General features: G+C 41.5%; 13 protein-coding genes. 11 read left to right on the top strand and 2 right to left on the bottom strand.

Features of this window, described 5'->3' with window-relative positions:
* Window positions 1-146 precede the first annotated feature (146 nt).
* Window positions 147-305 (bottom strand): hypothetical protein, encoded by a 159-nt coding sequence (locus tag J7E57_RS24460; RefSeq protein ID WP_215125862.1) that lies wholly within the window; start codon window positions 303-305, stop codon window positions 147-149.
* A 631-nt stretch (window positions 306-936) separates the two neighbouring features.
* Here J7E57_RS24460 and J7E57_RS24465 point away from each other — a divergent pair.
* From J7E57_RS24465 to J7E57_RS24505, 9 genes are all read left to right on the top strand, one after another.
* Window positions 937-2508: a hypothetical protein gene (locus tag J7E57_RS24465; RefSeq protein ID WP_215125861.1), complete on the top strand. Its 1572-nt coding sequence runs from the start codon at window positions 937-939 to the stop codon at window positions 2506-2508.
* Window positions 2509-2580: 72 nt separating this feature from the next.
* A complete protein-coding gene (locus tag J7E57_RS24470) occupies window positions 2581-4059 on the top strand; it encodes a hypothetical protein (RefSeq protein ID WP_215125860.1) in 1479 nt (492 codons plus the stop codon).
* Window positions 4049-5566 carry a hypothetical protein gene (locus tag J7E57_RS24475; RefSeq protein WP_215125859.1) on the top strand — a complete coding sequence of 506 codons (1518 nt, stop codon included), beginning with the start codon at window positions 4049-4051 and terminating at the stop codon, window positions 5564-5566. The genes J7E57_RS24470 and J7E57_RS24475 overlap by 11 nt, the downstream gene beginning before the upstream one ends.
* A 20-nt stretch (window positions 5567-5586) precedes the next feature.
* Entirely contained in the window at window positions 5587-6879 is a 1293-nt protein-coding gene (locus J7E57_RS24480; RefSeq protein WP_215125858.1) for a hypothetical protein, read from the top strand.
* Window positions 6876-7745, top strand: a complete 870-nt coding sequence (locus J7E57_RS24485; RefSeq protein WP_215125857.1) for a hypothetical protein — start codon at window positions 6876-6878, stop codon at window positions 7743-7745. Before J7E57_RS24480 ends, J7E57_RS24485 begins: the two co-directional genes overlap by 4 nt.
* On the top strand, window positions 7742-8119 hold the full coding sequence (locus tag J7E57_RS24490; protein WP_215125856.1) for a hypothetical protein: 378 nt from the start codon (window positions 7742-7744) through the stop codon (window positions 8117-8119). Before J7E57_RS24485 ends, J7E57_RS24490 begins: the two co-directional genes overlap by 4 nt.
* 61 nt (window positions 8120-8180) lie before the next feature.
* Window positions 8181-9386 (top strand): hypothetical protein, encoded by a 1206-nt coding sequence (locus tag J7E57_RS24495; RefSeq protein WP_215125855.1) that lies wholly within the window; start codon window positions 8181-8183, stop codon window positions 9384-9386.
* 2 nt (window positions 9387-9388) lie between these two features.
* The gene (locus J7E57_RS24500) at window positions 9389-10492 is read left to right on the top strand and encodes a hypothetical protein (RefSeq protein ID WP_215125854.1); all 1104 of its coding nucleotides are present in this window, start codon (window positions 9389-9391) and stop codon (window positions 10490-10492) included.
* A gap of 38 nt (window positions 10493-10530) precedes the next feature.
* The gene (locus tag J7E57_RS24505; RefSeq protein ID WP_215125853.1) at window positions 10531-11538 is read left to right on the top strand and encodes a type IX secretion system membrane protein PorP/SprF; all 1008 of its coding nucleotides are present in this window, start codon (window positions 10531-10533) and stop codon (window positions 11536-11538) included.
* A gap of 1 nt (window position 11539) precedes the next feature.
* Here J7E57_RS24505 and J7E57_RS24510 read toward each other — a convergent pair whose 3' ends face one another.
* Window positions 11540-13564 (bottom strand): PKD domain-containing protein, encoded by a 2025-nt coding sequence (locus tag J7E57_RS24510; protein WP_215125852.1) that lies wholly within the window; start codon window positions 13562-13564, stop codon window positions 11540-11542.
* A 247-nt stretch (window positions 13565-13811) separates the two neighbouring features.
* On the opposite strand from J7E57_RS24510, the gene J7E57_RS24515 reads away from it, so the two are divergent.
* Window positions 13812-14327, top strand: coding sequence for a Crp/Fnr family transcriptional regulator (locus J7E57_RS24515; RefSeq protein WP_410522709.1), 516 nt, complete (start codon window positions 13812-13814; stop codon window positions 14325-14327).
* Between the two features lie 120 nt (window positions 14328-14447).
* Complete coding sequence (locus J7E57_RS24520) at window positions 14448-14861, top strand: ester cyclase (RefSeq protein WP_215125850.1); 414 nt, start codon at window positions 14448-14450, stop codon at window positions 14859-14861.
* Window positions 14862-15144 lie beyond the last annotated feature (283 nt).

Consider the following 15144-nt stretch of genomic DNA (forward strand, 5'->3'; position numbering starts at 1 on the left):
AATCAACACAGAATCTTAGTGTTTGGACTCGAGGGCCAGATGACTTGTGCCTTAAAATAATCTTAACCTGGCTCAATTCTGGTCTTAGCGTCTCGCTAAGACTTTCGTAGAATTAATAATCTTAGCCTGGCCACGTGCCGGGCTTTTTACTTTTCCAGCATTTCGAGTTTGATGAGTCTAGCTTTAATGGCGCCATAAGAGCGTCCGTGCAGTTTAGCGAGTCCGGAAATCTTAATACCTTCATTAAAAGCTTTTAATAAAAGGCTGTCTTCTTCTGCTGTCCATGGCTGTCCCTGTTTTCCCAACTAACTCAAGTCTTAGCGGGCAAGATCGCGGGTTGGCTGACTTGTGCTTTAAAATTTTCTTAAGAGATTAATATACTGATTTGATTAAAGCACAAGTCGGGCCTTTGCATGAGCCGGGGCGCTAAGACTTGCGCTAGATGGACATAAAGTTGAACAATCGCTATTCAACCTCTCCCAAAAGCTTCAAGCCCTCTTAACTAAACCCGACAACAGCAGAAATCCTTTTTGGTGCCCCTTCGATAATTTCAGGGATAACGGCAACAAAAAGATTGTAGCGAATGGCGGGGCTGCACGATCCGAAAAACACGGAACCATTCATTTCGAGATCCTTTTCAACATGCCTTTTTAATATAAGAAAGACCAGTTTTTAGTTAACCAATTAGCCGTTTAACATATCGGAAACTTAAGGAGCATATATTTAAACAATCGTTATTCAGTCCATCTACGCTATGAACCTAGCAAATACACCAACACATTTGGTCATTTACTTTAGGGTTTTCAGCTATCAAAAACCGTGGTTTCGTCAATCACGGTTTTTTTATTGATTGCTTTAGCTGATATTTAAAATGGCGGATTGTTTTGGGGACTAACTAACCCATTAAACAAACCACCATAAACCAAACGATATTAAATGAAGATCAATTTACTTATGCTGCTGGTGCTGTGTTTGCCAGTACTTGCTTTTTCTCAAACGATATACCGTAATGATGCCGGCGAAGCCAACGTAAGTTCGGGCTTTTATGAAACCTCAACGCCTGTCAATTTTCCTGTCGGTGCATCTAGCTGGTGGCATTTGCTCGATGTAAGGCATTCGAATGGCGCAAATAATTTCGCCATGCAGCTTTCGGGCAGTTTTTTTGATCAGAATTTTTATTTACGCAAAACCAATAACAATGCCCAGCAGCCCTGGGTAAAAATTGTAACAGAGAGTGATGGGAAAGTAGGTGTTGGCACAACCACACCACAAGTGCCACTGCAGGTAGTAGGTAATGGTTTATTTGAAGGAAACTTAAAACTTATGGCTAAGGAAGAAGCTTGGGCTGAAGGGCTTACGGTGGTGAGGCCGAGCGGTTGGGCGGGTATCAGGTTGGCAAGAAATGATCCTGCCACAGGGAATTATGAAGGGAACTGGGCCATTGGTTATGCTGGCGCTACTGGAAACGATTTTACGATCAGTAATCAAACGGGCGGAGCACAGAACAATGCACTGTTACACATCCGTTCTGATAACCAATATGTTGGCATTGGTACAGCTACGCCCAATGCAAAGCTTACCGTATCAGGCGGTGAAATTAAAACAAATAATTTTGGCAACCAATCGGGGATACAAATTGGTGCAGAAGCTAGCGAAAGGCCAAGAATTGGCTTCCATGTTTCAGATAATTCAAGGCGTTTTAAAATGGAGGTCAATGACATTAATAGTGCTTATGAGCGTTTGGGTTTCTTTTCGACTGTTGGCGGAAGCATGGGTGATTTGGAGGTACTTAGCGTTAATAAAACAGGTAATGTAGGGATAGGGGTAGTTTCACCCCAGGGAATTTTGCATGTTAAGAGTAATGGAGCCTCCATTAATGGGGGGAACAATTTTCAGTACAATGGAAGTGGATTGATCGTGGAAGCAACAACTGGTGCAAGATCGGCTACAATGGGCGCTCAAATCGAATTTGTGATTCCGGCCAATACCGGAGGTGAAAACCCATGGGGTCAGGGTCGGATTATCACCGTTGCAGGTAATGCATATGGTGGTAATGCTGCAGGCAAAATGATTATTGGCACCCGTAGGTCATTCGATAAACTAAAAACAGGGGCTGAGTGGTTTTATGGCGATGATATTGTGATTGACGAAATAGGTAATATCGGTATGGGTACCCTTACTCCAAAAGAAAAGTTATCGGTTTTCGGCACGGTACGGGCAATGGAAGTGAAAGTAGAATCGACCGGATGGCCTGATTATGTTTTCGAAAAGGATTATAAAATCGGTACGTTAAACGAACTGGAGGCTTATATCAAAACGAATAAACATTTACCAGAAATCCCTTCGGCAGAAGTTATCGAAAAAGAGGGGTTGGCATTGGGCGAAATGAATAAAAAACTACTGAAGAGCCTGGAAGAACTTACGCTTCATGTAATCGAACAAAACAAACAGCTGATCAAACAGAATTTAAGGATTGCGGAGTTGGAAAAGAAAATGGCTACAAAATAATAGCCATTTAACAGTTGGTTTTAGCCAATCTTATTAATTCTCTTAAGCATACAGTAACCAAACATAACCACGATGAAATTTTTTACACTTTTACTTTTTTTATCCATTCCAATTTTCCTATTGGCACAGACCACTCAACCTAAAGACGATGCGGGCCAGATGGGAGGTACTTCCGGTTTTTATGAAACCTATAACCCTGTCAATTTTCCTAGCGGCGCAGGTGGATGGTGGCATTTACTTGATGTAAGGCATAGCAATGTTAACAATAACTTCGCCATGCAGTTTGCGGGTAGTTTCTTTGATCAGAACCTTTGGTTTAGGAAGACGAATAACTTTGCCGGTGCGGGATGGTCGAGGGTTTTGACGGAAACCGATGGTAACCTTAATGGGAAGATATACATGCTTACATCAGGTGGTCAGAATTTTTTTACCGGCCATCAGGCTGGGGGAACCTATAGCTTTCCTGGAGGGATTTTTAAAGCAATAACGGATAATCCTAATGGGCAGGCCAACGTTTTTTATGAAGGTGTTGCTGGTGGTGTAACGAATTTTACCGTGCGGGCCGATGGTCAGGGTTATTTTGCAACAGGTCTAGGTATCGGTACACAAAATCCTGCCTACAGGTTAACGGTTGCTGGTGGTGATATCAAAGCATATAATTACGATAATCACTCTGGTATTTCTATCGGGGCTGAAGATTCTCAACGCCCCAGAATTGGTTTCCATGTTTCGGATAATTCGAGGCGTTTTAAAATCGAACTTAATGATATCAATAGTCCTTATGAAAGATTAGGATTTTTTTCTCTGCTCGGAGGCGAAACACCCGAGCGGGAAATATTTACAATAAATAAGACAGGAAATGTAGGGATTGGAGAAATTGTACCACGGGGAATTTTGCATGTTAAGAGTAATGGAGCCTCCATTAATGGAGGTAATAATTTCCAGTATAATGGAAACGGATTGATCGTGGAAGCAACAACTGGTGCAAGATCGGCTACAATGGGTGCTCAGATCGAGTTTGTAATCCCAGCAAATACCGGTGGTGATAACCCATGGGGCCAGGGCCGGATTATTACGGTTGCAGGTAACGCATATGGTGGTAATGCAGCTGGCAAAATGATTATTGGTACCCGTAGGTCTTTCGATAAATTAAAAACAGGACCAGAGTGGTTTTATGGCGACGACATCGTGATTGATGAGTTGGGTAATATCGGTATGGGCACACTTACACCGAAAGAAAAGTTATCAGTTTTCGGCACGGTACGGGCAATGGAAGTAAAAGTAGAATCTACCGGATGGCCCGATTATGTTTTCGCAAAGGATTATAAAATTGGAACGCTAAACGAACTGGAGGCTTATATCAAAACGAATAAACATTTACCAGAAATTCCTTCGGCAGAAGTTATCGAAAAAGAGGGTTTGGCATTGGGCGAAATGAACAAAAAGCTATTGAAGAGCCTAGAGGAGTTAACCCTCCATGTAATCGAAATGAATAAAAGAGTGGAGAAATTAGAGACAGAAAACCAAAAACTTAAAAGCAATGGAAATTAAACGTATCTTATTAATTGCTTTATTGTTTTGCGGTGCAATTGGTTCATCTAGTGGACAGGCTATAAATATCAGCAATGATCAATACCACCTTTATGGCCCAAATTCTACCTGGTCGCAATACCTGCAGGTTGGTGGCAATGGGCAGGTAACCGATCATGCCTTTGTAGCCGTAACCAACGGAAATCTGCACCTTGATTCAAGAGCTGGCTTTGGTACCTATATTAACTACTATAATCAGGGCAATACTTTTATTAACCCTCAAGGCGGTAATGTTGGTATCGGGACTACTTTTCCTACTACTAAATTTGAAGTGATGCAGGCTACCAGCGGTTGGACGATGAATAGCCGGGTTAATGCAACAACTGTAGGAGAAATAAACGGCTTAAAATTCTATTCAGGTTATATTGGCGATGATAAATGGGCAGGTATAGCCAGTATTTCCGAGAGTTTACACAGCAATAAAACCGGGCTTGGGTTATATTCAGGAATGACGGAAAGGGTGAGGATTTCTGGCGATGGTAATGTTGGCATAGGAACCACTTTTCCGTCTACAAAATTTGAGGTGATGCAACCTACTAGTGGCTGGACCATGAATAGCCGCGTTAATGCGACATCTGTCGGAGAGATTAATGGTTTTAAATTTTACTCAGGTTATATCGGCGACGATAAATGGGCTGGCATAGCCAGTATTTCCGAGAGTTTACACAGCAATAAAACCGGGCTTGCGCTGTACTCGGGGATGACTGAAAGACTAAGGATTTCAGGAGATGGTAATGTTGGCATAGGAACAACTACCCCTGCGGGTTTATTGCATTTGAGCGGAACATACGCTTCAATCGATGGAGGAAATAATTACCAGTACTCAGGTACTGGTTTAATAGTTCAGGCTAATACTGGTGGTAGAACGCTTGATAAAGGTGCCCAAATTGAGTTTGTAGTACCAGCCGCAGCTGATGGAGGGAACATGTGGGGGCAAGGCCGGATTATCACGGTAGCCGGAAACGCTTTTAATAATGACGCTACAGGAAAGATGATATTGGGCACACGTAGAATGTTCGATAAAAAGAATGTGGGGCAACAATGGTTTTATGGCGATGATATTGTGATCGATGGTGTTGGTAATATTGGTATCGGTACACTTACACCAAAGGAAAAATTGTCGGTTTTCGGTACAGTAAGGGCAGTGGAAGTTAAAGTAGAATCTACCGGATGGCCTGATTATGTTTTCGCAAAGGATTATAAGACCGGCACGTTGAAAGAGCTTGAGGCTTATATCAAAACGAATCAACATTTACCAGAAATTCCTTCAGCAGAAGTAATAGAAAAAGAAGGTTTGGCATTGGGCGAAATGAACAAAAAACTATTGAAGAACCTGGAAGAACTCACGCTGCATGTAATCGATCAGAACAAACAGTTGATGGAGCAGAACAAAAAAATAGATGGCCAGAATTTAAGAATTGCGGAGCTGGAAAAGAAGATGGATGGTAAAACCATCATGCACGAATAAACAACCCTAAATAGATATCAATGAAAAAATATTATTTGATTATTTTATTGCTAACTAACTTATTAACCAGCAAATTGCTTTTTGCGCAGAATTTGGGCGACAACCTGGGCGATTATCTGGAGATTGGTTCAAGAGCTGGTTTTACAAACAATGATTTTAAGAACAAGTTGTGGTTGTACCGATGGGTAAATGGTTCAGGTTGGACGAGCGCTGCCTTATTTGATGGAATAAGTATTGATGGTTCTTGTCTCGTTCCTGGTGTTGATGCCCGTACCTGGTGGAAGCGTGATCCGGCAAATGAAATTCAAAGTTGGGGAACCAGAAACGAGACTTACATGACCTTAAATGGTCCAAGACTTGGATTGGGTACTACTGAGCCTAAAACCCTGCTTGATATTCAATCCAATCAAAATGGTTGGATGATGAGTTCGAGGGTTACTGCAGCATCTCCAGGAGAGCTTAATGGCTTTAAGCTCTATTCAGGTTATCTTGGTGAAGAAAAATGGGCAGGGATAGCCAGTGTTGCCGAGGATCTGCACAGTAATAGAACAGGGCTTTCTATTTATACTAACCAAAGTGAGAAAGTAAGAATATCTGCCGAAGGAAAAGTTGGCATAGGTTCTACACTTCCCGATTCAAAACTTCGTGTGGTGGGTGGTGGAGTTGTGGTTGGCCGAAATGCAACTGCCAATGATACCGATGGAAATCTAAGTATAGGAGATATCAGTATGAACTCTAGCCCGAATCCTGGTACATGGACGTATGGAACTAACATGTTAATATCAGGTCTTGATTTTACCACTATAGGTTTTCACGATGCAGGCGAGCGGGTCGATTTTATTAGAAGCGGAAAAGGAACAATTGAATTAGGTTATGACGGTGGCTGGGGCCATGCCAATATTGGTTTGCCCAATGGAATATGGAATGCAGCTGGGAATGTAGGATTGGGGACCATTACACCTACAGAAAGATTAACCGTTAACGGCAAAATAAAAGCAAACGAAATCAGGGTAGATGGGCAGGGTGCACCCGATTATGTGTTTGAGGATGGGTATAAAGTTGAAACGTTGGAAGCGTTGGAAAGTTATATCAAAGCAAATAAACACCTGCCCGAAGTTCCATCGGCAAAGGAGTTTGAACGCGATGGCATAGCCGTTGGCGAGATGAACAAATTGCTGTTGAAAAAGATAGAGGAGCTTACGCTTTACATTATTGAAGAACGTAAACAAAACCTGGGAAGAGATCGCCTCTTACTCGATCAGAAAGCTAAAATTACTGAACTCGAAAAAATTTTAAAAGCACAAAAAAAATGAGTGTACGAACCCACATTACAGCTCTGGTCAGTTTAATTATTACGGCCTTAAACACAGTAAAAGCTCAAAATACTTTTACCAATACAGGTCCGGCAGGCGTGAATACTTTAAATCCTATAGGTCATTTTCAGGTAAGAGGCGATTCCTGGTTCGATGCTTCAACTAAATTTTACCTTACTAATAATGCCACTGACTTTGGGCGGACAAGTTTTATTATAACGGGCCGGTTTCAGACGCAGAACGATGCCTGGACATTTGGTTCGGGTGCCCGAAATGCCATAGTGTTTGCACAAAACGAAGCCGATTCGGGTGTTGATGTTGGGGTGCCAGGCGATGAAAAATTTTCAATCCAGCTGGAAGGAAATTCCCGATCACTGGGTTTTCTTTCCAAACAAATGGGAAGCACGCCTAATTTGGTAATGGCACAAAACGGATTTATCGGATTGGGTTTAACCGCTCCACGCACCAAGCTTGATGTTTGGGGAGGTGATATTTCGGTAACTGGTGCAGATCATAATGGTACAGCAATCATAACTTCTTCGGGCGGCACTTCGTATTTTGCTAACAATCAGCTTAATAATGGTATAGCGATAGATTATTTTGGTCATGTTGGGATAGGTACGGGCACTCCAAGGGCACTGTTTGATGTTGCCAGATATTCAGGCTCTGGTAATCTGGCTAGCGTACTCTCCAGAATGCCGGAGGGAGATGTAACGGGCACCGGAACTTATTTAGGGGTTAAAGGTTACGAAACTGTATTTTCTGATTATAATGGAAAAACCTTTGCCCTGGAACATAGTTTTTACGGACAGACAAATAGTGCTGTAAATTTTTATAGGGGGGGAGTCAAACAGGTGGCTTTGTGACCTTCAGTACCAATAACAATACTGAACGCATGCGGATAGACCCTTGGGGTAATGTCGGTATCGGAATTACCAATCCTTCTGAAAGACTCACCGTTAACGGTAAGATTAAGGCCAACGAGATCAGAGTAGATGGAAATGGTCAGCCAGATTATGTATTCGAAGAAGGGTATAAAATTTCATCACTCAGAGAAACCGAGCAATATATTAAATTAAACAAGCACCTGCCCGAAATTCCATCAGCCGCAGATGCTGCCAAAAATGGGATAGCCCTTGGCGAAATGAATAAACTGCTTTTGAAAAAGATAGAAGAGCTTACCTTGCACCTGATTGAAAAAGATAAACAACTCGCTCAGGAAAAAGAAAAAAATCAATAGCAGGAAGAAAGAATTGCAAAGCTGGAAACATTATTTAAAGTTAAAGTCAGAAAATAACAAAATGAAGAAAATAATATTGGTATTAACATTCTTAGGCAGTTTTTTTAATAATGTAAAGGCCCAATTAGGGATTGCTAAGGGAGACGCATTCGAAATATCGAATATCGGTGGCTCAACGGTAAGTAATAATATGATGCGCAAAATATGGCTTTATCGTAATCAAGCTGGTAACGATTGGCTTACTGCATCATTACATGACGGTATTGCGGTGGATGTTTCATTTTTACAGCCGCAGGTAAATACCAGGACGTGGTGGGAGCGGAACCCTGTTACAGGAGAGCAGATGTGGGGAGATATGGGGCAAACTTTTATGATGCTTTCGGGAGGTAACTTAGGCCTGGGAACACTTACTCCGACTTCGAAGCTTGAGGTACAAACCACTGGTAACGGCTGGCCATTAAGTTTGCGAACTAATGCTTTTAACCCTGGTGATATTAATGGGTTAAAGTTTTATTCAGGATATATAGGAGATGATAAATGGGCTGGGATAGCCAGTGTTGCCGAGGATCTGCATAGTAATAGAACAGGGCTTGCCATATATTCTGGGATGACCGAAAGGGTAAGGATTTCGGGAGATGGAAACGTGGGCATAGGAACAATAGCGCCTAGCGCAATGTTGGAAGTTTTAGGCACTGCAAAATTTGGCGGTCATAATGCGAATCTTGATGTATCCGGAAATCCCGCCGCATATCAAAACTTAGCAGGCACTGGCAAAATGCTTATCGGTTGGAACAGAAGAGCTGGGGCAGGAGAAACAGATTTTATAGCGAATGAAGGCGCTGGCAGTGAAGGTGGATTTGCTTTTTATAGTTATAACAACGCCAGCCAGGAGCAGCAGCTATTAAGAGTTTTAGGCAATGGAGATGTTGGGATCGGAACAAGTACACCAACTGAAAGACTCACCGTTAATGGTAAAATTAAGGCCAACGAGATCAGGGTTGATGGAAATGGTCAGCCAGATTATGTATTCGAAGAAGGGTATAAAATTTCATCACTCAGAGAAACCGAGCAATATATTAAATTTAACAAGCACCTGCCTGAAATTCCGTCGGCCGCTGATGCTGCCAAAAATGGGATAGCCCTTGGTGAGATGAATAAACTGCTTTTGAAAAAGATAGAAGAGCTTACCTTGCACCTGATTGAAAAAGATAAAGTATTGAGTGATGTGCAGGAAAGGTTGTTGATATTGGAAAAAAATAAAAAATAACAATGATGAGATACTTTAAATTTGGTAGGATAATATTGCCAGTTTTGTTTTTATGCCTGATCAGATCTGGCTTATTTGCCCAAACCTTTAATACCAGTGCAAACCAGGCAGGCATTGCTGTCGCGCCAACTGATCACTTTAGCTATCTGGGGAAAGATGTATCTTTTTATAGCCTTGGTTGGTATAACGAATCTGTAGACTGGCCACCTTATGCTTATCTTTCTTCGTATTCTGGGATCAAGTTCTTTACGGGAGGCCTCCCTCGCACCTATATTGACCTAGATGGAAATATGGGTGTTAATACTTTATCTCCAAGAGAAAAGCTGGATATATGGGGAGGAAATATTAGTGTAACGGGTAGCGATCATAATGGGACAGCTGTTATCGGTTCGAGTGGTGGAGTTGCTTTTTTTAGTAATAATTCATATACAAATGGTCTTGCTGTAGCTCCAAATGGAAATGTTGGTATTGGCACAACAGATGCCAATGAAAAATTTGTTGTAAATGGAAATCTTAAGATTATACTCGATCAAGGGAATTTTCCTTCTAAAAATGTGGTGAGCATGGTTGCTTTAGGTTATTCAGGTAATACAGGAGCAAAAAATTGGGCATTAAGAAGTGTATATCAATACGGAAATGGTGTTGGAAATAATGCTGATGGTGGAGACCTTGATGTGATAAAATCACTGGATGGTAGTCTTATTTTAGCCACAAAAACTGATGGAACTGCGATGGGTAATATCGGTATCGGAACTACCAATCCTTCTGAAAGACTCTCCGTTAACGGTAAAATAAAAGCAAACGAGATCAGGGTTGATGGAAATGGTCAGCCAGATTATGTATTCGAAGAAGGGTATAAAATTTCATCACTCAAAGAAACCGAGCAATATATTAAATTAAACAAACACCTGCCCGAAGTCCCATCGGCTGCAGAGGCGGCCGAAAATGGCATTGCCCTTGGCGAAATGAATAAACTGCTTTTGAAAAAGATAGAAGAGCTTACCCTGCACCTGATTGAAAAGGATAAACAATATGGCGAACTGCTCAATGATGTGAAAAAACAGGAGCTACGCCTTCGCCTATTAGAGAAAAAGCTAGACAAATAGTAACTTGGGTAGCACAAAATAGTAAATAAAAACCGGCAATGAAAAAGTGGCTCTTGTTATTAATATTGTGTGCAAATGTAAAGCTTTATGCACAGCAACGGCCACAATATAGCCAATACCTACTTAACAGTTACCTGTTAAACCCTGCGTTAAGTGGTATCGAAAATTATACCGACGTTAAGCTTGGTTACCGGCAACAGTGGGCAGGTTTGCAGGATGCACCCAAAACGGCTTTCGTATCTGCACATTGGGCCCTGGGCGACGAATATTTATGGGCCAACGCCTTATCATTCGAAACCGATGGTAACGATCCCCGCTCCAGGAGTTATACCCAAAACTACACGGCTTCACCAGCGCATCATGGAGTTGGTTTTGTAGCGGTATCTGATAAAGCAGGGCAACTTTCTACCACTACTTTCGATATCAATTATGCCTACCATTTACAGCTGAATAACCGATTGAATCTTTCATTGGGTGTTGCTGGCGGTATTAGCCGTGTGGCTATAGATATTAATGCCCTACTGCTCGAAAATCCGCAAGATCCGGCTTTAAATAATGCTGCCAATGCCAGGCTTTTGCCTGATCTTTCAGTGGGTGCATGGTTGTATGGGGCCAATTTTTTTTCGGGATTGTCTATTCAACAGGTTTTGCCACAAAAGCTAAGTTTTTCAGGTGATGAACAATACAATACCGGAAAACAGGTTGCACACGTATTTCTGAATAGCGGATATAAGTTTTACTTAGCCGAAGATTTGAATATTACCCCTTCGGTATTATTCAAATACATACCCCATGTTCCCCTATCGGTAGATGTTAATGTTAAAATGGGGTTTAAAGACCGCATCTGGATCGGGGCAGGGTATAGAAAACAGGATGCCCTGAATATGATGGCAGGGTTTAACATCAACCATCTTTTTAACCTCACCTACAGCTATGATGTAACAACTTCTACCCTAAACCAGGTAAGTAGAGGCAGCCATGAAGTTGTGCTTGGCCTGCTGCTCAACAATGTGTACAAAGTGGTGTGCCCACAGCGGCAATGGTAATTTACCTGATCAGTGTAATCGACCCGGTAAAACGCACGTCTTTATTAAAAACATCCGTTCCATTTAATACATAATAATAAGCACCCACCGGTACAGGTTTATTGCGCCAGTTACCATCCCATGAATCAAAGATATTGGTGGTAAAGAAAACTTCGTCACCATAGCGGTTAAATATCTTAAAATTAAATCTTTTTAAATTGGTCACATTAACATTCAACAGGTCGTTAATGCCATCCCCGTTGGGTGAAAAAGAATTGGGGATCTGCAGGGCGGTTCCATCCAGCAGCACTAAATTATCAATGGTAAATATATCAACGCAGCCATTTGTGGTAAACGCACGAAGCTCGATTTTATAAGTGCCTTTTTTTTGATAAATGTGCGTAGGCTGATGATCTGTAGAAGTTTCGCCGTCACCAAAATCCCATTCAAAGCGGTCGGCATCGCGCGAGCGGTTTAAGAACGTAATGGGAGTAGGGGCTGCAAACTTACCAGGGATAGGTGGATCGGTTTGGAAACTTGCCACCGGATTTTTAACAATCTCAGGGATATTAATTGTAGCGACGTCGCTATAGCAATCGCCAACTTTCACCGTTACCGAATAATTACCAGATTGCGAAAAACTGTTAATCGGGACACTAACAGCTGCGGTATTGGCACTAAAGTTGGCCGGGCCAGACCAAAGATAGGATGCATCTGGTATTTCGGGGATACTGAGTTCCATGGTGCTGCCTAAGCAGAAACTGGTTCTGTTGGCAGAAATAATTGGTTTATCAGGCTTTATGGCCACATAAAAAGAGTAACTACTAACCGTACGGCACCCCCTTACCGAAAATGCTTCGAGGGTTACCGTCTTTGTACCGGTAGTGGCATAAGTGATTTCGAAAGGCCCGGTTGTGCTTGCTGTTGCCAGGTTGGCATCTGCACCAAAATTCCAGTTTAAACTATTGTAATTACTTGCATCAGCCGTAAATATGAATTTTTGGGTGCTCATACAGGCATTTTCAGTCTTCATCACAATAGTTGATTTAGGCCCTATAAATTCTCCGTTGCCATCAAAAGAAAGACTAAACCCGTTGTTTTTGTTCGAAAAATTATCGATCAGCAAAGCATATTGGTGCCCTTCGATCATATCAATCGCTTTTACAAAGCCATCCTGGTTTGGTGAGCAGCCTCCCTGTTCCCTAAGGTCGATCGAGCTGCTGTTGGCACCTGTAATGTAATATCTTGGGCTACAATCAACACCGCTGCCAGCCGCACAGCGGATGGAATTGGCAGACGAAGGCACGGCAGGCGCTGTGGCTGGTCCAAGATCATATAATACCCAATCTATATCATCGGTAACTGCAGTAGGCGTAATCGTAAAGCCTAATGTACCTGTATTGGCTGCTGTCCACGTGTACCATGCACTATTCGATTCGATGCTTAAACAAGTTCCCGCAGCCTCGTTGTTATTAATTCCGGCCCCGCTCACCTTAAGCTCCGTAAAACTATCTTTATTGCATAAAAGAGATGCTGATGAGAAATCCTGTCCGGGTTTATTTGGTGGGTTATAACTGTTCACACAGAGTTTAAAACTTCCTGTGGCATCATTTTCTGCACTGATACGCAGGTAATAGGTATCACCAATAATAAGCCCGCCCTTATAGGCGGTAGTAATGTTCTGATCTGTGGTCATCGAGCCGATCTGTTCGGTAATTACATTGTCCTTATAAGTGTAAAAGGCAATGAGCGGATTAAGCAATGTGTTGGTGTTTCCTGCCGATTGCCCGGTTACAGTGGCAGTAATATCGGTACCGATTGCAGTAAAGCTGAACCAGATGTCTTTCCCTTCGCTATTCCAAAAACTTCCCTTTCTATAACCACTAGGGGTTGCGTTAGCGCTGGTAAAAGCAGCATCGTTAGAGCAGTATACCGTAGTATTTTTAATTGGTGTGGCCAGTTTCACGTCATCATTTGCAGGATCCTGTGCCTGCACTTTTAAAATAAATGAAGCGAAAAACAGCAATAGCGATATGCGTATTAACATAGATTGGTATGGAGCGTTAGGACGTAAAAATATTGATTATAAAATGATTGGTCAATAGCTGAAAGTAGAGAAAATATGCACAAATCTTTACAGAATTTAGGATCGTTCTATAATTCACTTTTATCATATTTGTAAAACGATGATTCATTTTAAATATTCATCTTAACTGATATTAAAAAAGTTGACGATACATCCATTAATCGAATATTTTAAAAAGTACCTTCCTTTAAATTCCGGGGAAATAAACTTGCTTGCCGAAAGAGCGACACACAGAAAAATAAAACGGAGACAAATGATCTTGCAGGAAGGCTTTGTTTGCAAACATTATACGTTTGTTGAGAAAGGCTGCTTTAAAATGTATGGCATCGATGAAAAAGGGACAGAACATAATCTGGGGTTTGCAGCAGAGAATGATTGGGTTGCTGACCTTGGAAGTTTCTATTCGGGAAAACCAAGCAAACTTTTTATAGAAGCAATTGAACCTTCCACCATTCTGCAGATTGAGCATCAGGATTTGCTTTATCTTTATGTGAATTCACCAAAGTTTGATAGAAATTTTCGGGTAATCGTGGAGGAAAAGTTCATTGAACTTCAAAACCGCTTGTTACAAAATTTCAGTTCAAATGCAGAGCAACGCTATCTGGATTTCCTGGCACAATATGCAGCGCTAGCTTCAAGATTACCCAATACGCAGATAGCTTCCTATCTGGGCATCACGCCTGAATTTCTCAGCAAGATCAGAAAAAATATATCATTAAAATAACATCTACCCTTAAGCTACATTAAGACTATTTCTTAAGCTTGTTTATTGGCTAGAAAGACAATTGTGGTTCATCTTTGCATTATAAATAAGTCGATATTACAAGCTATAAAAAAATAGAAAATGGGAGCAACAAAAGAATTTTTTGATCAATTTTTACAGTTCATCAATACTGCTGACGAAAATTTAGCACAACAATTAATAAGTCCGGTAGCGAAGTTCCATGTGCCTTTTCAGGCTGACCCGCTACAAGGGCCTAAAGGTTATTTAACGATTATCGGAATGATGCGCAGCGGCTTTCCGGATATTCAGTGGAATATTGAAGAGATGATCACTGAGAATGATAGGGTAGCGGTTAGGTTTACCATGAAAGGAACTCATAAAGGAACTTTCTTTGGCGTACCCGCAACTGAAAACCCTATTGCAGTTGCAGCAATAAATTTTTACCGTTTGTCTAACAACCAGATTATAGAAGAAGTAGGACAACCTGATCTGCTTGCTTTACTGACTCAAATCGGAGCTGTACCTGCAATATGATTCTTCCTTTTCTAGCGCAAGTCTCAGTGGTTTGGACAATGTGGGCTAGCTGACTTGTGCCTTAAAGGATTAATGTATTAATTTAACGAAAAGCACAAGTCAGGCCTTTGCTTGTGCTGGGGCGCTAAGACTTGCGCTAGATGTGCTTTTAACCACAGATGCACACAGATAAACACGGATTTTCATATCTGTGTGCATCCTTTCTATCTGTGGTTAAATTATTTTTGCTTGTGTAGTATGGCTTAACTTAATGACATTGAGTGCAAGTCTCCTATGTTTACAA

Origin of the sequence: Pedobacter sp. ISL-64, from assembly GCF_018613605.1 — a bacterium.
GTDB lineage: Bacteria > Bacteroidota > Bacteroidia > Sphingobacteriales > Sphingobacteriaceae > Pedobacter.